The following is a 20,516-nucleotide window of genomic DNA, read 5'->3' on the forward strand; positions in this document are numbered from 1 at the left end:
CTCAGGCGGGCTCCTCCGACCACCTTGCCCACTGGAGGAGCTCCACTCTGTCCAGCGAAACCAGGTCTCCGGCAACCGCGTCCCGCCGGCGCTGCGCCTCGGCCGGCAGCCCAACCTGCGCATCCTTGGCGAGCGGCAGGATCTGGAGCCGGACGTCCGAGCCCGGGCATATCCCGGCGTCGTTGGTTTCGATGATCCAGGGGGAACCGTCCCAGAACCTGTCCCCCACCACAGTCCCGTCAACCACCAGGCGGGCAACGTCCCCGGTCCAGGCAACCTGCAGTTCCGTGTGCTCCCCGGACAGTACCGCCGCGCCCAGGTCCAGCGCATAGACGGCTGCCAAGTCATCGATGGAAGAGCCGGTGGGCGCGGCAGCGCGGCCGGCGAGCGAACCGAAGGACGCCGGGACCGGCTTCGCGGCGCGGATCTGCTCGGCAGGCAGCGTCCGGCGAAGGGGTTCAGGCTTCAAGGTGCTTGTCCGTACGTCCTCGAACCCGCCGGCCGCAGTGGAGTAGCGCCGGACAGCGGGTTCCCCCTGCGACCTGCCGGCCAGACGGCCGTCCGCACCAACCCACAGCGGGTCTGCGGACAGGACCAGCTGCCGCCCATGCGGTGTCTCCAACGCCCACGCCTGGTCAGCCAGTCGGGAGGGCAGGACCAGGATAGCCAGGGAGCCTTCGGGCGAGCTCGCCGTCAGGGTCACGGGGTGGGCCGCTTCGATGGCGTACACGTTGCCGTCCAGCGCGGTTGCCGGACCAACCAGAACAGTCCCTTCCGGCAGGCACAGCTGCGGCACGATTCCTTGCTCGGCAGCGAGGACCAGCGTGGGCGCACCATCCGGGTCCAGCAGTGTGAAGGCCGACGCCGTCGCCCAGCTAAGGCGGACACCTGCCACTTCCAGATTTACTGGCCAGCGCGCGATGGTTCCGGCAGGAATGGTGAGGCCCCCGCGCGGAAAAATGAGTGTTTCCCCGTCCAGGAGGAGCCTGAACTGGGCTCCCGGGTAATCCGGCAGGGGAATGTGCGGCTGGTGCCAGGTGACGAACAGGAACCCGGACCGGCCGTCCGATCGCATGGCCCAGCGCAGCGTCTCCCTGTCATCAATGCTTGCAGGAAGGTTGTCCGGCAAGGTGGACGGCATAGGGGCAAGCCGGGCACCGAAAGCCGCCAGGAAGGCGTGCTGCTTCCGCAGTTCGGCGAAGCCCGGCGCCAGCCTTCCGGCCGCACCAATGGGCGCGTGGAAGTCATAGTCAAACACCGGAAGATCGTTGGGGTAGCCCGTTGCCTGCGATTCCTGCAGACCGCCGGGCGGATTCGTTCCGCCCGTGAACATGTAATAGCCCTGCCACCCGGAGCCGCTGCCGATCTTGTTGTTGGCCACCGCGGCAACATCCTTGCCGCTGGGCCACGGCCGCCGCTGGTAGGCCGTTGCCATGCCGCCGGTGAGTTCGCACGTTGCCGGCGGATAGAGCGTGGACGGGGAACGGGACGGTGCCGCGCCGCTACCCGAAAAGTGTTCACGCAGGTCCGCGCCGATCCCAGGGTCATCCCACTCGTGGCTGAAGAAGTAATGCTCCCGGAAGGTGGGGTCCCACGGGGCGTCGGCATCAACCCAGAAGCCGTCCCCGTAGCCACCGAACACCGGCATAACGTCGTCCTCCGGGATATCGGCTGCACCCCAGGCCGTTGCCGTCCAGACGGGTGCGCCCAGCCCGGCCGCGCTGGCCAGTCTTTTAAGCTCCGTTATGTGCCGGGGCTGGTCGTAAAGCTCATTTTCCAGCTGGATGCCAATGACGTTGCTGTCCGGGCCGGTGAGGCCGTCCAGCTCCGTGCCCACGCGGTTGAACCAGCGCTCCACCATGGCCAGATAGGCGGGGTCGTTGGTCCGGTGTCCGACGGGCGCGGCCTGCACCCAGTCCGGGAAGCCGCCGTTGCGGACCTCGCCGTGGCACCAGGGACCCAGCCGCAGCACTACGTCCAGGCCAACGTCAGCGCAGAGCCGGACGAACGCGCCCACGTCCAGGTTGCCGTCAAAGCGGGCCTCGCCCTCGGCCGGCTCGTGATGGATCCAGAAGACGTAGCACGCCACCACGGTGATGCCGCCGGCCTTCATCAGCCGCAGCCGCTCTTCCCAGCGGGACCGGGGCAGGCGGCTGTAGTGCAGCTCCCCGGAGACCGGCACCGCAGGGACGCCGTCGTGTTCCATGTACTGGCTGGTAAGCCGCCACCTCTTGTGGCGGTCCTCGCTGTTACTCATGGGCGGGGACTGCAGTGCCAGCTCGTGCGGCCGGTGGGCGGCGCTGAGCACCCCGGCGCTGAACATTTCATCGCTGCCCATCCCCGCACTGGGCCTCTCAACGGTCCCTTGTTCGTTCTGCATAAAGATTCTTTCAGCTTGTGGGGGCGGTAAGGATGAGGCGGTTCATGCGGAGTTGCCACGCTTCGTCGGCCCACATCGGGTGGTGCGGCGCGGCGTTTGGAACACAGCACCATCCCCCAGACCCCGTGGTCCAGCGCCGCCCGGATGCCGCGTTCGGCGAGGTCGCGCCCTATGGGGCCTTCCTCGAACGTGCCGTGAAGGGGCGTATAACCGATCCATCCTTCACCGACGACGGCGGGGGCGTTCTTCCAGCGCGCCCAGGCGGCGATGGCAACGACCCGGGATTCGATTTCCCGCCGCATGACCTCCCTGAACTCGCCAAACCTGTTGTAGAGCCAGGCGTCCCACGCCTCCGGATCAATCCAGTCGTAGCCGTAGAACATCTGGTCCGTAACCACTGTTGCCCGGTATTTCCACTCGGCCAGCCGCCCGTACTCTGCCACGGAGGGCGCGCCGGGGCGCAGGAGGGCGGCCAGGGCCGGGTTGGGGAAGGCAGGGTTGGGAAAGCCGGCGGCGCCCTCGGACCTGATGTCGATCTGCTGCTGGAGGGCATCCAGCACACCGTAGCTGTAGACGTGGAACTGGGCTGCGCCCAGCCCGTCCGGAACTGTGTGCATGGCCAGGTGCGGGGGTTTGCCATAGCTTGCGGTGACCAGAAGGTCGGGATGGAGTCCCCGCAGACGCTCCAGTTCCCTGGTGCCGCCCTCCGCGAGCGCGGGCAGGATGGAGAAGTCCACCTCGTTGTGCAGTTCCACCATGGCGATCCGGTCCCGGTGGCCCGCAGTTGTCAGCGCACCGATGAGCCGGTCCCACGAATCCGCAAGGACCCGGTACCTGTCCTGGAGCGGGACGGCGTCGATCGCCTCGAACCATCGCGGGGAACGGGCGAAGGCCGGTGACTGCTGGTATTCCCAGCTGGCGAGGATGACAACCAGGCCGTGGCGGGCGGCGGCGTCGAAGAGTTCCAGCAGCCGCTCGCGCAGGTTGAGGCGGTAGCCGCCGGGAGCGTCGTACCAGCGGGTGCCGCGGCCGTAGAAGCCGCCGTCCGGCGCGGTTCCGAGCCCCTCGATCTCCAGGTCGACGGCCAGGTCGTCGAGGCCGAGCGCGCCGAAGAGGAGCAGCGGGGCGGCGCAGATGCGTATGGTGTTGTACCCCAGCTGTGCGGCCTTCGCGCAGGCAGCATCCAGGTTGGCGTAGGGGCCGCCTTCTTCAGCCCGCGTGTACCAGGAGAAGTCCCAGAGGCTGATAACCAGCCGGGAGGGAAGGTGCGACGGCGGCGCTCCCGTCAGGGATGCAGCGCTGCCACGTTCCATGGTTCCGGATCCGAGGTATCTCGGTGCGTCGGTCAAGAGTTTGCCTTTTCTTTGAGGTGGGAGCGGCCTTCTGCGGCCAGGGAGCGCAGGAGTGCGGCTGTTTCGAGGCGGGCTCCGGCCGTGTCAGTGTCGAAGAGCAGGAGTTCGGGCAGGGATGTTGCAAAGTAGTCGGGCAGTGCGGGGGCGGTTTCCAGTTCATCGGCTCGGGCCTCGAGCTGCCGCCAGATCCGTTCGGCGTCACCGTGCCTTTCGAGCCTGCTGCAGGCAACGCCTTTCCAGTAGTCAGCGGGTCCCGCGGGAGCGGGGGCGACGGCAAGCGGCGAGCCTTCATTGCAGGCCTGCTTCCATGCCTCGGCTGCCGCTTCACCGTCCCCTGCACCGTTGAGGGCGTCCCCCAATGCCACCAGACGCTCGGCCAGGCTCCCGGCAGGGTGCCGCCCTTCGCCCAGGTTCGCCGGCGCCTCCATGCCTTCTCGCAGGAGGGTAGCGGCCGCCGTCGGACTCTGCTCAGTGAGCACGCGCGCAACCGCCACGGACGCCCGGTCATAGGCCGCCAGGGCCAGTCCTTCACCCCCCTCAAACGGCTGGAAGCTGCGCATGGTCATGATGCCCAGGGCTTCGTCCGCCCGGCCGGCGTCAACCAGCAGGTTGGCATAGAGAACGGTGAGGTCGTCGCGCCGGAACACAGCGGAGCCGTGCCTTTTCAGTGCGTCAATGCGCTCCTTGACTGGCACGCCCCGGAGGCCGGCCAGGACGGCACGCTCGAACACCAGCCGGGCATCATCAGGACCCAGCTCCAGCGCACGCTCAAAGAAGGAGTCCGCAACTGCCGGGCCCCCGCCAGTGTTCACGTGGGCTATCGCGGCGTTCCGCCAGACCACGGGGTCCTCCGAGCCGTTTGCCATGGAGGCCTGCAGGTGGGCAAGCGCTTCCGGGGTGCGCCCCGCGTCCAGCAGCCAGCATCCCAGCAGTCCGTGCGCCACCGCGTCCCTGGGATAAGCCTGGAGGGCGCGGTGCAGGGCGTCGTACTGGTCCAGTCCAGAAGGGAAGGCATAGGTGGTGTCGCTCCGCCGGGCAGCCGCCCGTTCCCTCGACGCCGCTTCCGGGTCCAGCAGTTCGTCCAGCCAGCCGGCACGGAGGTAGCGGCGGAGGGGCTCCGGGTTGCCGAACCCCTTGTCGCCGGACCGGGCCGGCTGCTCCGTCAGGTCCAGGGCAAGCTGCCACTGGCCCGCGGCAGCGAGCCAGCAGGCCACGGCCAGCGGTGTCTTGGGGTCCGAAACGTCAAGAGAGCCGTCCAGCGCCTGGGCCACAGGGTCCAGCGGGTCGGCGTTGAGGATGCCCTGAAGCAGACGCGAGGCCTCGCCCCCGCGACCCAGCTGGCGCAGCGCAAGGCAGAGCAGGTGCTTTGCCGCAGGGCTGGCCGGGTCCAGGCCCAATGCCAATTCGGCCTGCCGGAGGGCTTCGGCTGGCTGGCCCGACCGGAGTGCCAGGCGCGCCATCGCAAGGTGGGCCGGATGCGCCCAGGCCCTGTCCCAGGCGGCTTTCGCAAAGTGTTCGGCAGCCCTGTCCGGTTGACCGGTCCGCTCGAGCACCAGGCCTAGCCGGTAGCTGGCCTCGCCACTGGGCGGATTGAGGTTCCGGAGGGTCAGCCGGGCCAGCGCGTTCTCCAGCAGCCGCCGCGCTTCCGCGTACTGGCCGGTGGCATATCTCGCTGCACCCAGCGCGATCGATGCGCGCGAATCCATGGGGTCCCGCCGGAGCATCTCCTCGAAATAGGGCAGGGGCGACCTTGTGGGGTGCCGGTTCTGGGCCAGGTGTGTGCCGGTGACGTAGAGCTCGTCCTGGCTTTCGATGTCCGCCGGCTGCCCGGGCTCCGTGGCCACCCACGGCTCCTCCCCGGCATCGCCGGGCCGGCCATCTCCGGACAGGGCATCGCCGGACCGGGGCGGGGACCACGACAACAGCTCCGCTCCCCCGTCAAGGACGCGGAGGGTGAGGTCAGCAGCCTCAACCGGGCCGTCAAGCTCACACGCTTCCGCGAAGGGGTGGGCCGGGGAGATCCGGGCATCCCAGGACCGGATGGCCTGCCCTTGGTGTTGAAGCACCACCGTGGCATTGGCCCGGTCCGCCGTGCTGGAGACCCCCACTGTGGCGATGCGCCCGGCGTCGTCCAGCTGGAGTGAGACGGCGACGGCGAGGTTGGCCTGGTGCGCCGGGCCGATCTCGCGGATCGGGTACCAGAACTCGCTGAAGGTGCGGGTCTCGCCGGGGGCGAGGTAGCTGAAGTCGGGCTGGTTGTCCGTGAAGACGCCGGACATCAGCTCAACGTAAGGGCCGTCGTCGTCCGTTAAGTGTGCGTCCCAAGCCTTGCCCACCTGACCGTTGCCCCACGTCCACTGCTTCTTGCCCGGGGAAATGCCGCGCTCGGCCCAGTGGACGAACCCGGCACCCGCCGCATGGTCGTAGCCGCCGAAGAAGCTGTCCTTGGTGTCGGTGACCATGTAGGAGGTGGGGACGGGAATGTTGGCATAGAAGTCGATGCGGTCCGCGTCCGGATGGCCTTCCCCGGCCAGGGCGGGGTAGTCCACACCGTAGTAGGGGCGGTCCGCGCGCGGGAAAGCCGTGATGGCCCGGCGGGCATGGTCCGCCACGTAGCGGACATCCCCCGGGAAGAACGACTGGTACTTTTCGTGGACGCGGGCCGCGGCGTTCGCCCACCAGAGGAAGGTCTGCGGCACGTCGGTGCAGTTGTAGAGCCGGGCCTCCACCTCGACCAGCGAACTGCCCGGGCTGAGCCGGACCCCGTGGGTCCCGCGCATCCGCTGCAGCGGATCGAGGTCGCTGTGCCACACCACCACCGCCCCGTTGCCGCCGCGTTCGATGGACGTTTCCACGGGAAGGAAGGTTGCCGGGCGGTGGTGCTGGGGCCAGTTGAACTCCACGCCCCCGGAGATCCAGGGCCCGGCAAGGCCCACCAGCCCCGGCTTGATCACGTTGTTGCGGTAGAAGAAGTCGTACCCGGCCGTCTTGTCAAAGCCGATGTGGATGCGGCCTCCGATCTCCGGCAGCAGCATGAGTCTCAGGTATTCGTTCTCCAGGTGGATTGCCTGCCAGAGCCGGGGTTCCTTCGAGCCGGCGATGCTGTCAATGAACGGCATCGGGTAGACCTTGCCGCTGGACCCCTGGTACACGCGGCGGTCCAGGAACATCGGGTACCGGTCCGGCACGCCGGGAGCGTAGGTGTCGATGGAGACCGGCTCGCTCCAGCAGGCAACACCGCCGGCTTCCAGGACGGCCTGCTGGTCCGGCGGCGCGTCGGGCAAATGAATGTGGCTCTTGGAGTGGTTGGCGTCCGTCACCCCTTCAGGCTATGGACAAACGCCACCGCTGCCCATGGCAGAAAAGTGCAACTATATGGACGATCTTCTTCGGGTGCCCACCGGCATCATGTGACGGTTCAGTGCGCCAGGCGCTGCCCGTCAGCCATGGCAGGCATGGCAGGCAATGGAGGAACCGCAGCCATGGAACCGGTAAGAACCTCGACGACGGCCATCTGGCCCGTGGTGTCCGGGACACCCGGGAACTGGACCTGCGGGTCCGCGGCCACCACCGGCGGGCTGCTTTCGGAACGCATGCGGACAAGCGCGACGGCGGAAATGAGGAACCAGGCCACGTTCGTCACCACGGAAGGCCAGGCCCCGTGGAAGGTGCCGTTGATGATGAAGGCGACGGCGCCAACAAGGTTCGCGGTCTGGAAGCCCTTGCCGGCCTTCAGCCAGCCCATGGAAACGGCCAGGTATGCGCTGAGAATCGCAGCCGCGCCGGCCCAGCCGGCGATTTCCCACAGCAGTTCCATGGGGTCCTTTCAGGGTGCTGCCCGCGCAGTATCCGGGCAGGGTCTTTGACAGTGATGAAAAGGGTTTGGTTTCGCCGGATGCCACTGCTCAATGAGCGGACATCATCCAACACTGCGTTGACTCGAGCCCTGTTCGGGCGAGGACCTCATGCCGGCCGGCGGCATAATCATACCCCGCAAAAAAGGGGGCGTTTTACGCAGCCTCCGCGCCGTCATAAGTCTGGACAAGTTCCCGGCCTCGCACAGGCAGCTGCAGGGATCCAGCTGAAGTACGCCGGGCCGGCGCCTTCATTGGTTTTCCCTATTGGCGTAGTAGGGAACTCATCTTGGACGTGACCGAGGTCACGGATGCACAGTGGGTTCAAACCCTTACGACGAAAGGACGACGATGTCCGGCAACCTAACTGCATCCACGGCAGCCAGCCCTGCGGCCCCACGGACGGATGTCCGCGCAGCCCTGCTGGGCGGCAAGACGTTCAAGAGCCTGAGCGAGCAAAAGCTGTCTCCACGGGAGGAAAAGTTCGAGCGTGCCCGGCAGACCCTCGGATTCTTTCTGGCGCCGGCAGTTTCAATTATCTTCGCGTTTCTCCCCACCGGCATGGAACAGACCCAACAACTGCTCGCGGCCGTCCTGCTGGGCGTCATCATCCTTTGGATCTGCGAACCGGTTCCCATCCCGGTGGGCGGGCTCATCGGCGTCGCCGCGATCGTCCTGCTCGGGGTGGCACCAGCCAGTGACGTGCTGAGGCCCTTCGGCTCCACAACCATCTTCACGTTTATCGGCGCCTTCATCCTCGCCGCAGCCATGCTCAAGCACGGCATAGCCCAACGGCTCGCCTTCGCTGTCCTGTCGATTCCCGGCGTCGCCAAGTCCACCTACCGCGTCATCGTCGCCTTCGGGTTGATCACGTGCATCCTGTCCGCATTCGTCTCCAACACCGCCACGGTTGCCATGCTGATGCCCACCGCCCTGGGCATCCTGGCCGTCATAGCAAAACTGATGCAGGACCGTGGTGTGGTCAAGGCCGACTTCGACCCGTTGCGCCTTCGGGTGGGGGCAGCGCTGATGCTGATGCTCGCCTATGGCGCCAGCGTCGGTGGCCTCCTAACGCCCGTCGGCTCACCTCCGAACCTGATCGGCCGCGGCCTTATCGAGGAAGCAACCGGAATCCAGATTTCCTTCGTCCAGTGGACTGCCACTGTCGCACCCATCTGCGCAGCCATGTTCGTGGTGCTGGCACTGACCATGTTCCTGCTCAACAAACCGGAAATCCGCCGAATCGAAGGCGTGGATGAGTTCATCCGGGAGCAGAAAGCGCAGCAGGGAAAGATGTCCCGGGCCGAGGTCAACACGCTTATCGCTTTCGGCCTGACCGTCACGCTGTGGCTGCTCCCGGCCTTCGCAAGCCTCATCGCCGGCCCGGACTCGGAAATGTACACGCTGCTGGATGACCGCCTGGACGAAGGCATCGTTGCCGTCATCGGCGCTTCCCTGCTGTTCATCCTCCCCACCAACTGGAAGGAACGCCGCGCTACCTTGACCTGGGGGGACGCCGCCAAAATCGACTGGGGAACCATCATCCTTTTTGGTACGGGCATCATCTTCGGGGCCCTTCTCTCCTCCACCGGCCTGGCAGAAACGATCGGAAACGCTGCGGCAGCAAACCTCGGCGTCACCAATATCGTGGCGATCACCGCATTCTCGGCGATTCTGGCCATCCTCATCTCGGAGACAACCAGCAACACCGCGTCCGCCGCCGTCGTGGTGCCAATCGTCATCCCGCTGTGCGTTGCCATGGGCGTGGACCCCCTTGTTCCCGCCCTGGCTGCGACCTTCGCCGCATCGTTCGGGTTCATGTTGCCGGTCTCCACGCCTCAAAACGCCATAGTCTACGGCTCAGGCACCGTTCCCATCACCCGCATGGTCCGCACCGGATTCGCCTTCGACATCCTGGGCGCCATCCTTATCATCAGCATCGTCCCGGTGATGGTGGGCGTTGTCGGCCTAGGCGGCTGACCCGAGTCCGGCCAGCCAGGCCCACGTCACGCCACGCGCGGCTTGGACCTGGCTGGTTGCTGCGTGGAAAGCTTTACAACTACAGCGCCTGACAGGCGTAGGCCACCCGGCGGTTTCCGCAAGCCTGGGGCCCGAACCGCTGAAGGAGTCGGCGTGGATACACGAAAGCTGAAATACTTCCTCGCCGTGGTTGATCACGACGGCTTCAACAGGGCAGCCGAACATCTGCTGATCGCGCAGCCATCGCTGTCCCAGACGATTGCCAGCCTGGAAAAGGAGCTGGGCGTCCCCCTGTTCCACCGCGTCGGCCGCCGGGCCGTACTCAGCGAGGCCGGCAAGGAACTGGTGGGCCCGGCCAGGTTGGTGATGCGGGACCTCGATGCTGCACAATCGGCAGTACAGGCCCTTCGGGGCATCCGCAGCGGGCGCCTGGACATCATCACCATGCCATCGCCCGGCATCGAACCACTGACATCGATGATCGCGGGCTTCACCGAGCTGCACCCTTCGGTCCGGCTGAATGTCAGTGCCGCGTTTACGCCTGAGGAAGTCATCGAGTCGGTCCGGTCCGGCAGTACGGAGATCGGCCTGGCCGGCTCACCGACGCCCGTGCGCGTGCCGGGGGTCCAGGTCCTTGAGCTGGAGCGCCAACCCCTGATCCTCATCGTCAATCCCCAGGCAGACACCTTCACCTCCGGCGAGGCCATCCAGCGGGAGGACCTGGGCGGACACCGGCTGATTGCCAGCCAGCGCGGATCCCTGATGCGCTGGCTGGTTGACGATGCACTGGCACACGGCGTAAAAACTGAAATCGTCGTGGAGGTCGCGCACCGCACCTCCATCCTGCCGTTGGTTCTCGCCGGGGTGGGCCACGCCGTCATGCCCTCCTCCTGGGCTCCCCTTGCCCATAAGTCCGGGCTCAGGACGCTGCTGATCGAACCGGTCTCCCACTTGGACGTGGCGATCCTCAGCCGCAAGGAGGACCTGACGCCTGCGGCCCGGGCTTTCCTTGCCGTGGCACAGCGCCACGCCTCCCCAAGTCCGAAAAGTGAAACAACCTCTCCCGATCGATAGGCCAGGCCTATCTGCCTTATCGAAACCTGGTCTTGGACGCCCCGCACGTACTGGCCGTCTACTTGAAGAGGAAGAACAGTGTGACTCGAGCAACAGAGGCACTGCCAACACTCAACGAGGAGGTAGGCACATGAGCGCCACCCAGAAATTCAGCATCGCTTCAATCCCCGCAGACGGTGTGGGCAAGGAAGTCGTTTCTGCCGGACGCCGCGTCCTGGACGCCCTGGCGGAGAACTCCAACGGAAAATTCGCTTTTGAGTGGACCGAGTTCCCCTGGGGCTGCGGATACTACGCGGAAACCGGCAAGATGATGGCCGACGATGGCCTGGAAACGCTGAAGGACTTCGATGCGATCTACTTCGGCGCCGTCGGCTGGGAAAACGTCCCGGACCACATCAGCCTCTGGGGCCTGCGGCTGAACATCACCCAGAACTTCGACCAGTGGGCCAACATCCGCCCCGTGAAGTTCCTCCCCGGCATCCAGTCCCCACTGCGCAAGGCCGACAACACAGAACTCGACTGGGTCGTGGTCCGCGAAAACAGCGAAGGCGAATACGCCGGCCTGGGCGGCCGCAACCTCAGCGGCCGCGGCCCCGGCAACGAAGTCGCCCTGCAGACCGCACTGTTCACCGAAAAGGGCTGTGAGCGCATCATGCGCTTCGCGTTCGACCTCGCCCGGACCCGCACCGTGAAGAAGGTCTCCTCGGTCACCAAGTCCAACGCCCAGCAGTACGGCATGGTCCTCTGGGACGAAGTCTTCAACCGCGTGGCCCTGGACTACCCCGACGTGCAGACCGAAAGCGTCCTGGTGGACGCCATGAGCGCCAAGTTCATCCTCAAGCCTGAGGACCTGTCCGTCGTCGTGGCGTCCAACCTGAACGCCGACATCCTCTCCGACCTCGGCTCCGCCCTCGCCGGCAGCCTCGGCCTGGCCGCGAGCGCCAACCTCAACCCGGAACGCCGGTTCCCGTCCATGTTCGAACCAGTCCACGGGTCCGCCCCGGACATCGCCGGCCAGGGTATCAGCAACCCCATAGGTGCCATCGCGAGCGCCGCCCTGATGCTGGACCACTTCGGCCTGCACGAGGAGGCCCGCAAGGTGGAGGCAGCGATCGAACAGACCACCGCTGCCGGGTACCTTACCCGCGACGTCGGCGGGAACGCCGACACCGCCGACGTCACCGACGCCATCATCAAGGCGCTGACGAACACCCTGGCAACGGTCTAGCCAGGACACGGCCAGCCGGGAACCTCCGGCGGCAGCAAACGCCCGGAGTGGGCGGCGGTGCAGCATTTCGCCGCCCACTCCGCCATGTCCCCTTACATCAGAAACTTCCAGCTACATTCCAACAAAGAGGTAGGAATAATGGACCACACCACCACCGCCGGCAGCGTTGCAGCAGCCAAGAACGCGGCCCCCAAAACACCCCTGTACCGGCAACTGTACTTCTGGGTTCTGACGGCGATCGTCGTCGGCATCCTCGTCGGCTGGCTCGCACCCAGTGTCGGCGTGGCCATGGAACCGATCGGCACTACCTTCGTTGATGCGATGAAGATGCTCATCGGCCCCATCGTGTTCCTGACCATTGTGGGCGGCATCGCCAGCGTCGCCGACCTGAAAAAGGTTGGCATGACGGGCCTGAAGGCCCTGACCTACTTCCAGGTGGGTACCATCCTGGCCATGATTTTCGGCCTGGTGGCCATCAACCTCTTCCGGCTGGGCGACGGCGTGAACGCGGATGCGGACAGCATCGAGACCTCCGAATCCGCGGCAAAGCTCATCGACGCCGGCGCAAACCAGGAGTGGTGGCAGTTCCTGACCAAGATCATTCCGGAAAGCATGGCTGCCCCGTTCGTCGAGGGCAACATCCTCCAGATCATCTTCATCGCCGTGGTCTTCGGCATCGCCCTGAACGCCATGGGTAAGGTGGGCGCTCCCGTCCTTGACGGTGTGCAGCGCCTCACCGGGGTCATGTTCAAGATCCTGGGCTTCATCATGAAGGCCGCCCCGATTGGCGCGTTCGGTGCCATGGCCTACGCCGTGGGCAAGTTCGGCGTCTCGTCTCTGACCAGCATGGGCGGGCTGATCGCCCTTTTCTACATCACCTCCATCCTCTTCGTGGTGATCGTGCTCGGCTCCATCATGCTCTTCCTGAGGTTGAACATTTTCAAGATGATCCGCCACCTCAAAGAGGAATACATGCTCATCCTGGGCACCTCCACCGCCGAACCGGCCCTGCCGGGCCTGATGCGCAAGCTCGAGCACGCCGGCGTCAAGAAGGAAACCGTAGGCCTGGTCGTCCCCACCGGGTACAGCTTCAACCTCGACGGCGCAGCCATCTACCTCTCCCTCGCCGCCCTGTACATCGCCCAGGCCACCAACACCGACCTGACCATCGGTGAACAGCTGGGCCTGCTCGCCGTCATGCTCCTGACCTCCAAGGGCGCCGCAGGCGTGGCCGGCGGCGGCTTCATCGCCCTCACCGCAACCCTCACCACCCTCGGCACCATCCCGGCCGCCGGCATCATGCTTATCTTCGGCATCGACAAGTTCATGTCTGAGTGCCGCGCCCTGGTGAACTTCACCGGCAACGCCGTCGCCACCCTGTTCATCGCCTGGTGGGACCGCACCCTGGACGCCGACCGCGCCCGCCGTGTCTTCAATGGAGAAACCGTTGAACCCATGCCGGCGGAGGACCCTGTCCACCTCGACGACGTCACGGACGTCGACGAGGACCTCACCGAATACGGCCACCACGGTCCCAAGCACCCGGCGGGCGCCCACGCGGTACCCGCGCACTCCGCCGCCGTGGAACCCTCCCCCGCTGCCGACCGCCGTCCCGCCTACTCGGAATCCATCTGACATGACGCAGACCACCGTCCCGAAAACCGTACGGACGCTCATCGCGCCCGACAAGTTCAAAGGCAGCCTCACCGCCGGCGAAGTAGCGGATGCCCTGGCCGCAGGGCTTCGCTCCGCCACCGGATCCGGGGCGGTCCACTGCGAGCTCCTTCCACTCGCAGACGGAGGCGACGGCAGCGTTGATGCCGCCATCGCCTCCGGCTTCGCCCGGCGCCACTACACCGTGGCCGGGCCCACCGGGCAACCGGTCCAGGCAAGCATCGCCTTCGACGGCGCCACGGCGGTTGTGGAGGTGGCCAACACCTGTGGCCTCGGACTGCTGCCAGGCGGAAACCCGGAGCCGCTGAACGCATCAAGCCGCGGATTCGGCGAGGCAATCCTGTTCGCGCTCAGCCTGAACCCGTCCCGGATCGTCATGGCCCTCGGCGGCAGCGCCAGCACCGACGGCGGCATGGGCATGCTCACTGCCCTGGGCTACAGCTTCCGGGACGCCGACGGCCGCCAGCTCTACGGCAGCGGCAGGGCCCTGGACCGGATCCATACGGTGCAACGGACAGTATTGCCGGAACTGGCAGACACCGAACTCATCGTCGCCAGTGATGTCCACAATCCCCTGCACGGTGTCCACGGCGCACCTGCCGTGTTCGGACCCCAGAAGGGCGCCGCACCTGACGACGTGGCAGCACTCGACAAGGGGCTGGCGCACTATGTCACGAAGATGGCTGGCGCCGGGCTCGCCGGTGCCGCCGCGATGGCAGAACACGAGGGTGCGGGCAGTGCCGGCGGCATCGGCTACGCCTGCCTCCTGCTCGGCGCCACACAGGTCTCCGGCGCCGACTACTTCCTGGATCTGCTGGACTTCAACGCGCGGAAGGAAACCTGCGACGTCGTCATCACCGGCGAAGGCAGCATCGACGAACAGACCTTGGCCGGGAAGCTGCCTGCCGCCGTCGCCCGCCGTTCCGGCTCCAGGCCCATCATCGCTGTCGCCGGCCGCTCGCTCCTCCCGAAGGAACGGTGGTCCGAGATGCCGCTGGCAAAGGTCTACGCTTTGACTGAATACACAGACCAGGACTCCTCCAAAGACCCTGACCTCTCGGCTGTCCTCCTCAGGAGGATCGGGCAGGAGATCGGCGAAAGCCTTCTGTAGCGCTCCGGCCCGCTGACGCAGGAGGCCGGGGCGCAGGCCTCACACCCGGGTGTCTGGACAACTCCCCCCCCAGGGAGCACCATCTGAAAGGTGACTATCAGCCCCGTTCCCGACCCCTACCTGCGCGAGCTCATGCTCCTGCGCCGGGTCAAGGACAGGATCGACCGGGAGTACGCGCAGCCGCTGGACGTCGAAGCCCTGGCCCGCGGTGTCCACATGTCCGCCGGCCACCTCAGCCGCCGGTTCAAGGCCGCGTACCAGGAATCGCCCTACAGCTACCTGATGACCCGGCGCATCGAACGGGCCATGGCGCTGCTGCACCGGGGTGACCTTTCCGTCACGGAGGTGTGCTTCGCCGTCGGCTGTTCCTCGCTGGGCACCTTCAGCACGCGCTTCAGCGAACTGGTGGGCATGCCACCCAGCGCCTACAAGCAGGAGGCGAAGAGCACGACGGCGGGCATCCCCGCGTGCGTGGCCAAACAGGTCACCAGACCGGTCAGGAATCGAGAAGCGCCCGCTCAGGAGCCGCAACTAGCATGACTGCCATGGACAACATCACCATCTCCTCAACCTTCCTTCCGCACACCGACCCCGACGCTTCCCTGGCGTTCTACCGCGACGCGCTCGGCTTCGAGGTCCGCAACGACGTGGGGCGCGGCACCATGCGCTGGATCACGGTCGGCCCCGCGGGCCAGCCCGGCGTTTCGATCGTCCTGCACCCGCCGGGCGTGGACCCCGGCATCACCGATGACGAGCGCCGCACCATCGCCGAGATGATGGCCAAGGGCACCTACGCCACCGTGATCCTCTCTGCCCCGGACGTCGACGCCGCCTTCGCCCAGGTTGAGGCGAGCGGGGCCGATGTGGTGCAGGAACCGGTGGACCAGCCCTACGGCATCCGCGACTGCGCCTTCCGCGACCCCGCCGGGAACACCGTGCGGATCAACCAGCAGGCCTAGGCTGATACCAACGACGGCGGCCGGAGGCTGAGCACGCAGCTTCCGGCCAGCGCAGCCCAACAGATAGCGCAGCCCAACAGATGGAGACCCGATGAGCACGGACACCGGCACCGATACCCAGGCCAACGGGCTGCACGCCGCCGACACGCACGATCTCATCCGCGTGCAGGGCGCGCGGGAAAACAACCTCAAGAACATCAGCGTCGAACTGCCCAAGCGCCGGCTGACCGTATTCACCGGGGTCTCCGGCTCGGGCAAGAGCTCGCTGGTGTTCGCCACCATCGCCGCCGAGTCGCAGCGGATGATCAACGAGACCTACAGCGCGTTCGTGCAGGGCTTCATGCCGAACCTCGCCCGCCCTGAGGTGGACTTCCTGGAAGGCCTGACGACGGCGATCATCGTGGACCAGGAGCGCATGGGCGCCAACCCCCGTTCCACCGTGGGCACCGCAACGGATGCCAACGCCATGCTCCGCATCCTCTTCAGCCGGCTGGGCACCCCGTACGCCGGCCCGCCCACGGCGTTCTCCTTCAACGTCCCCACCCGGAAGGCCAGCGGCGTCATGTCCACCGAGAAGAGCGGCGGACGGGTGGAGAAGGCAGTGGTCCAGCAGGCCGTCTACCTCGGCGGCATGTGCCCGCGCTGCGAGGGCATGGGCAACGTCAGCGACATTGACCGCACCGCACTGTACGACGACGCCAAGTCCCTGAACCAGGGAGCGCTGACGGTTCCGGGGTACTCCATGGACGGGTGGTACGGGCGATTGTTCGAGGGCATGGGCCTGCCGATGGACAAGCCCATCGCCAAGTTCACCGCCAAGCAGCTGGACACGATGCTCTACGCGGAGCCCACCAAGATCAAGGTGGAGGGCATCAACCTGACCTTCGAGGGGATCATCCCCAAAATCCAGAAGTCCATGCTGTCCAAAGACCCGGAGGCCATGCAGCCGCACGTGCGCCGGTTCGTGGAGCGGGCCGTCACGTTCCAGACCTGCCCCGAGTGCAAGGGCACCCGGCTGACGCAGCAGGCCCTCTCCTCCAGGATCCACGGCAAGAACATCGCGGAACTGTGCCAGATGCAGATCAGCGACCTCGCTGGGTGGGTCCGCAACCTCAAGGACCCTTCCGTGGCTCCCCTGCTCAAAGGCCTCCAGCACCTGCTCGACTCCTTTTCGGATATCGGCCTCGGCTACCTCAGCCTGGACCGGCCGGCCGGCACCCTGTCCGGCGGCGAGGCCCAGCGCACCAAGATGATCCGGCACCTCGGCTCCTCGCTCACGGACGTCACCTATGTCTTCGACGAGCCCTCCATCGGCCTCCACCCGCACGACATCGAACGGATGAACCAGCTCCTGCTGCAGCTGCGGGACAAAGGCAACACCGTCCTGGTGGTGGAGCACAAGCCGGAGATGATCACCATTGCGGACCACGTCGTCGACCTTGGCCCGGGGGCAGGCACCAACGGCGGCGAGGTCTGCTACGAGGGCACCGTGGAGGGCTTGCGGAGCAGCGACACCACCACCGGGCACCACCTGGAGGACCGCGCGGCCCTGAAGGAGGCCGTCCGGAAGGCGTCCGGAGCGCTCGAGGTCCGCGGCGCCTCGACGCACAATCTCCAGGGCGTCGACGTCGATATCCCCCTAGGTGTCCTGACCGTGGTTACGGGGGTGGCCGGCTCGGGGAAGAGCTCCCTGATCCACGGTTCCGTGGCCAAGCGCGAGGGCGTGGTGGTGATCGACCAGGGCGCCATCCGCGGTTCGCGGCGCAGCAACCCGGCCACCTACACCGGACTGCTGGAGCCCATCCGCAAAACGTTCGCCAAGGTCAACGGGGTGAAGCCGGCACTGTTCAGCTCCAACTCCGAGGGCGCGTGCCCCACCTGCAACGGTGCGGGCGTCATCTTCACCGAGCTCGGCGTGATGGCCACCGTGGAATCCCCGTGCGAGGACTGCGAGGGCCGCCGCTTCCAGGCAGCCGTGCTGGAATACACCGTGGGCGGGAAGAACATCGCCGACGTCCTGGCCATGTCCGTGACCGAGGCCGCCGCGTTCTTTGCCGAGGGCGAGGCCAAAACACCGCCCGCGCGGACCATCCTGACCCGGCTCGAGGATGTTGGCCTGGGCTACCTCAGCCTCGGCCAGCCGCTCACCACGCTGTCCGGCGGCGAGCGCCAGCGGCTCAAGCTCGCCACCCAGATGGCCGAGAAGGGCGACGTGTACGTCCTGGACGAGCCCACCACCGGCCTGCACCTGGCCGATGTGGAGAACCTGCTGGGCCTGCTGGACCGGCTGGTTGAGTCCGGCAAGTCCGTGATTGTGATCGAGCACCACCAGGCCGTGATGGCGCACGCGGACTGGATCATCGACCTCGGCCCGGGGGCAGGGCACGACGGCGGCCGGATCGTTTTCGAGGGCACGCCCGCTGAGCTGGTGGCCGGCACCCCGACGCTCACCGGCAAGCACCTGGCCGCGTACGTGGGTGCCCCCGCGGCATGACGGAGGAGTACAGGTACGACGTCGAAATCCTGCACCTGCTGGTGTCCCCCTCCCACGCCTACTTCGGCCGGGCGCGGGACGGCGCAGCAGATGTGCCCACGTTCGATGCCGAAACCGCTGAAGTGGTGGCGGGCAAGGGCATCGTGGGTGACAGGTTCTTCGGAAAGGCCGCGCACATGGACGCCGCGGTGACGCTGTTCGCCGTCGAATCCCTGGAGGCCATCGCGGCCGAGCTGGGCGCGGAGCCGTTCAATCCCCTCCTGACCCGGCGGAACGTGGTGCTCCGCGGCGCACACCTGGTGCCTCTGCTGGGGCAGGACTTTGTGCTGGAATCCGGCGGTTCCCGGGTTGAGTTCCACGGCGGCCGGCATGCCCAGCCCTGCGCCTGGATGAACGAGATGCTGGCCCCCGGTGCCCACGCCTCGATGCGGGGCCGCGGCGGCATCCGCTGCCGTGCCCTCTCAAGCGGAACGATCCATCGGGGCCCTGCCGTGCTGGTCAGCCCGGTGCCGCTGGACCCATCCAAGGCGGGTGAGGCGAGCCTGCTCCGCCCGTCGCGGCTGCCGTAATCAGTCGTCCAGCCGGACACCCCGCAGCAGCAGGAGCGTCCCGCCCACTACGGCCGCGGACGCCAGGAAAACCCCCATCGCGCCAACACCTGCCGCTGCCACACCGATAACACTGGGAAGCACCACCTGGCCCACCCGGTTCCCGGCGAGCCGGAGGGCCAGCGCACGGCCGCGCTGCCCGGCGGGTGCCTGCGCCGACAGCCAGGACATAGTGAGGGGCTGGCCAATGCCAAGGCCCAGTCCAAGCACGGCCATGACCGCGAAGAGCAGCAGCACCGGCATGGGAACCGCCATGGTGGCCAAAGCGATGGTGGACAGCACCAGGCTGGCCACGAGCAACCGCTTGCGCCCCAGCTTCCGGGAGACGTGCCCCAAGAGGAGCCGGGACACCATGGAAAACACGGCGCGGACGGCGAGCAGGGCACCCACCGTTGCCGACGTGAGCCCGCGCTCGGAGCCAAGCACCGGGAGGTAGACCATGGTCAGGTCCACCACGGCAAGGACGGTGGCGCTGGTGGCCAGCGCCCGTGCCACGCCGGGAGTCTTCAGCAGCGAGGCCACATTGCCTTTGCCGCTGTTGGCCGGGGCTGCCGTTCCCTTCCTGGCGCTGACAGTTGCGGAGATACCGAAGGTGGTCACCAGGAGCACCAGGCCCATGCAGGCCGAGAGGAGGAAGATCGCCTGGGTGTCGGGGCGGATGGCCGTGCCTCCCACCAGGGAGATGGCCAGTGGCCCCACTGCCTGTCCCAGGGACGCCGCGAAGGTGAGGTATCCGAAGGCCGAATCCATCCGGGAGGCGGCAGCGTTGTTGGCCACCACCGCCTGTTGCCCAACCACGCAGGCCAGCTGGCCGACGCCCAGGAGGGCGGTTCCAATGATCAGTGCGGCGATGGACGACCCCCACAGCAGCAGGAACAAGGCGCTGGCCAGGACGACGGCGGCTCCGGCAGCCATGAGGCGGCGTTCACCCAGGCGGTCCACCAGGGCGCCCGTGGGGACGGCGAGCAGCAGCGGGAAGACGGCGTAGCTGGCGGCCAGGAGACCCAGGGCAAAACCGGGAACGTCCAGCTCCAGCGCACGGTAGGTGGCAGCGGGCCGCAACAGGAAAGTCAGGGCCTGGATCAGTGTGGAGTGGACCAGGATGGCTGCGGTGGACCGGCGGCCCAGTTCGCCTATCATGCAGTGTTGGCGGACATGGCCCGCACCGCCGCGTCGCGGGCACCCATGACGTGGTCGAACGCGATCCTTGCAGCCTGGTCCGGGTCGCCGGCGGCCACGGCCGCCACCAGCCTCCGGTGCTGGGCCAGGGCCTGGTCCCGCCGTTCCTGCGTGCTGTTGGTGAAGTGCCGGTACCGCTCCATCTGGTTTGATATCTGGTCATGGAACCGCCGTGCCCACGAGTTACCGGCAATCCCGGCGATTTTCCCGTGCAGCGCCATCCCCTGCTTCATCGCTTCATCGGCGAAGCCCACCATCGCAGCGTTGCGCTCAAGGATGGCTTCGAGTGCGTCGATGTCAGCCTGCGTGGCTTTGAGGCAGGCGTTGCGGGCCATCAGCGATTCCATGGCCGCGCGGACTTCATAGAGCTCGGAGATCGCCGCCTCATCCAGCGCCGGCACCAGCACGCCGCCGGTCCGTTGCTGCTCCAGGAGGCTCTCCGAGATCAGCCGCCGGATGGCTTCCCTCAGCGGCGTGCGGCTCACTTGCAGAGCAGAGGCCATCGCGGGTTCGTAGACGCGCTCCCCCGGCTTCAGCTCCAGGCTGATGATCTGCCGCTTCAGCTCGGCGTAGACGAAATCCGCTCCGGTATTGCGGGTGGTTGCACCAGGCATGTTGTTACC

Annotated in this window: 15 protein-coding genes; 9 read left to right on the forward strand and 6 right to left on the reverse strand. The window is 66.8% G+C overall.

Annotated elements, in window-relative coordinates; all coding sequences use genetic code 11:
* Window position 1 precedes the first annotated feature (1 nt).
* The 4 genes from WHH00_RS18075 to WHH00_RS18090 all read right to left on the reverse strand — a co-directional run bounded on the left by WHH00_RS18075 (window position 2) and on the right by WHH00_RS18090 (window position 7,549).
* Window positions 2-2,338: a beta-galactosidase gene (locus tag WHH00_RS18075; RefSeq protein WP_406638674.1), complete on the reverse strand. Its 2,337-nt coding sequence runs from the start codon at window positions 2,336-2,338 to the stop codon at window positions 2-4.
* Complete coding sequence (locus tag WHH00_RS18080; protein WP_406634968.1) at window positions 2,254-3,729, reverse strand: cellulase-like family protein; 1,476 nt, start codon at window positions 3,727-3,729, stop codon at window positions 2,254-2,256. Before WHH00_RS18080 ends, WHH00_RS18075 begins: the two co-directional genes overlap by 85 nt.
* Window positions 3,726-7,052 (reverse strand): DUF5107 domain-containing protein, encoded by a 3,327-nt coding sequence (locus WHH00_RS18085; RefSeq protein WP_406634969.1) that lies wholly within the window; start codon window positions 7,050-7,052, stop codon window positions 3,726-3,728. The genes WHH00_RS18080 and WHH00_RS18085 overlap by 4 nt, the downstream gene beginning before the upstream one ends.
* Before the next feature lie 98 nt (window positions 7,053-7,150).
* The gene (locus tag WHH00_RS18090; RefSeq protein WP_231454935.1) at window positions 7,151-7,549 is read right to left on the reverse strand and encodes a hypothetical protein; all 399 of its coding nucleotides are present in this window, start codon (window positions 7,547-7,549) and stop codon (window positions 7,151-7,153) included.
* Window positions 7,550-7,937: 388 nt separating this feature from the next.
* On the opposite strand from WHH00_RS18090, the gene WHH00_RS18095 reads away from it, so the two are divergent.
* The 9 genes from WHH00_RS18095 (at window position 7,938) to WHH00_RS18135 (ending at window position 18,675) form a co-directional block, all read left to right on the forward strand.
* On the forward strand, window positions 7,938-9,566 hold the full coding sequence (locus WHH00_RS18095; RefSeq protein WP_231454934.1) for a DASS family sodium-coupled anion symporter: 1,629 nt from the start codon (window positions 7,938-7,940) through the stop codon (window positions 9,564-9,566).
* A gap of 153 nt (window positions 9,567-9,719) precedes the next feature.
* Complete coding sequence (locus tag WHH00_RS18100) at window positions 9,720-10,640, forward strand: LysR family transcriptional regulator (RefSeq protein WP_231454933.1); 921 nt, start codon at window positions 9,720-9,722, stop codon at window positions 10,638-10,640.
* 130 nt (window positions 10,641-10,770) lie between these two features.
* Window positions 10,771-11,868, forward strand: coding sequence for a tartrate dehydrogenase (locus tag WHH00_RS18105; protein ID WP_406634972.1), 1,098 nt, complete (start codon window positions 10,771-10,773; stop codon window positions 11,866-11,868).
* Window positions 11,869-12,006: 138 nt separating this feature from the next.
* A complete protein-coding gene (gene dctA, locus WHH00_RS18110) occupies window positions 12,007-13,503 on the forward strand; it encodes a C4-dicarboxylate transporter DctA (RefSeq protein WP_406634974.1) in 1,497 nt (498 codons plus the stop codon).
* 1 nt (window position 13,504) lies between these two features.
* Window positions 13,505-14,653, forward strand: a complete 1,149-nt coding sequence (locus WHH00_RS18115; RefSeq protein WP_231454930.1) for a glycerate kinase — start codon at window positions 13,505-13,507, stop codon at window positions 14,651-14,653.
* A 132-nt stretch (window positions 14,654-14,785) separates the two neighbouring features.
* Window positions 14,786-15,193, forward strand: coding sequence for a helix-turn-helix transcriptional regulator (locus tag WHH00_RS18120; protein WP_231454954.1), 408 nt, complete (start codon window positions 14,786-14,788; stop codon window positions 15,191-15,193).
* Window positions 15,190-15,612 carry a VOC family protein gene (locus tag WHH00_RS18125; RefSeq protein ID WP_400516923.1) on the forward strand — a complete coding sequence of 141 codons (423 nt, stop codon included), beginning with the start codon at window positions 15,190-15,192 and terminating at the stop codon, window positions 15,610-15,612. The genes WHH00_RS18120 and WHH00_RS18125 overlap by 4 nt, the downstream gene beginning before the upstream one ends.
* Before the next feature lie 91 nt (window positions 15,613-15,703).
* Entirely contained in the window at window positions 15,704-18,106 is a 2,403-nt protein-coding gene (locus WHH00_RS18130) for an ATP-binding cassette domain-containing protein (RefSeq protein ID WP_406634977.1), read from the forward strand.
* Window positions 18,103-18,675 (forward strand): MOSC domain-containing protein, encoded by a 573-nt coding sequence (locus WHH00_RS18135; RefSeq protein ID WP_406634979.1) that lies wholly within the window; start codon window positions 18,103-18,105, stop codon window positions 18,673-18,675. The genes WHH00_RS18130 and WHH00_RS18135 overlap by 4 nt, the downstream gene beginning before the upstream one ends.
* Here WHH00_RS18135 and WHH00_RS18140 read toward each other — a convergent pair whose 3' ends face one another.
* Both WHH00_RS18140 and WHH00_RS18145 read right to left on the reverse strand, forming a co-directional pair.
* Complete coding sequence (locus tag WHH00_RS18140) at window positions 18,676-19,854, reverse strand: MFS transporter (protein ID WP_406634981.1); 1,179 nt, start codon at window positions 19,852-19,854, stop codon at window positions 18,676-18,678. It lies immediately after the preceding gene.
* Complete coding sequence (locus WHH00_RS18145; RefSeq protein WP_406634983.1) at window positions 19,851-20,507, reverse strand: GntR family transcriptional regulator; 657 nt, start codon at window positions 20,505-20,507, stop codon at window positions 19,851-19,853. Before WHH00_RS18145 ends, WHH00_RS18140 begins: the two co-directional genes overlap by 4 nt.
* Window positions 20,508-20,516 lie beyond the last annotated feature (9 nt).

This window comes from Pseudarthrobacter quantipunctorum (genome assembly GCF_045291495.1).
GTDB classification, from domain to species: Bacteria; Actinomycetota; Actinomycetes; order Actinomycetales; family Micrococcaceae; genus Arthrobacter; species Arthrobacter quantipunctorum.

Bases quoted from the DNA above. Each gene is read 5' to 3' on its own strand.
- WHH00_RS18075 (WP_406638674.1), bottom strand. From the start codon at position 2,338: ATGGGCAGCGATGAAATGTTCAGCGCCGGGGTGCTCAGCGCCGCCCAC.
- WHH00_RS18090 (WP_231454935.1), bottom strand. From the start codon at position 7,549: ATGGAACTGCTGTGGGAAATCGCCGGCTGGGCCGGCGCGGCTGCGATT.
- WHH00_RS18095 (WP_231454934.1), top strand. From the start codon at position 7,938: ATGTCCGGCAACCTAACTGCATCCACGGCAGCCAGCCCTGCGGCCCCA.
- WHH00_RS18105 (WP_406634972.1), top strand. From the start codon at position 10,771: ATGAGCGCCACCCAGAAATTCAGCATCGCTTCAATCCCCGCAGACGGT.
- dctA (WP_406634974.1), top strand. From the start codon at position 12,007: ATGGACCACACCACCACCGCCGGCAGCGTTGCAGCAGCCAAGAACGCG.
- WHH00_RS18115 (WP_231454930.1), top strand. From the start codon at position 13,505: ATGACGCAGACCACCGTCCCGAAAACCGTACGGACGCTCATCGCGCCC.
- WHH00_RS18120 (WP_231454954.1), top strand. From the start codon at position 14,786: ATGCTCCTGCGCCGGGTCAAGGACAGGATCGACCGGGAGTACGCGCAG.
- WHH00_RS18125 (WP_400516923.1), top strand. From the start codon at position 15,190: ATGACTGCCATGGACAACATCACCATCTCCTCAACCTTCCTTCCGCAC.
- WHH00_RS18130 (WP_406634977.1), top strand. From the start codon at position 15,704: ATGAGCACGGACACCGGCACCGATACCCAGGCCAACGGGCTGCACGCC.
- WHH00_RS18135 (WP_406634979.1), top strand. From the start codon at position 18,103: ATGACGGAGGAGTACAGGTACGACGTCGAAATCCTGCACCTGCTGGTG.
- WHH00_RS18140 (WP_406634981.1), bottom strand. From the start codon at position 19,854: ATGATAGGCGAACTGGGCCGCCGGTCCACCGCAGCCATCCTGGTCCAC.
- WHH00_RS18145 (WP_406634983.1), bottom strand. From the start codon at position 20,507: ATGCCTGGTGCAACCACCCGCAATACCGGAGCGGATTTCGTCTACGCC.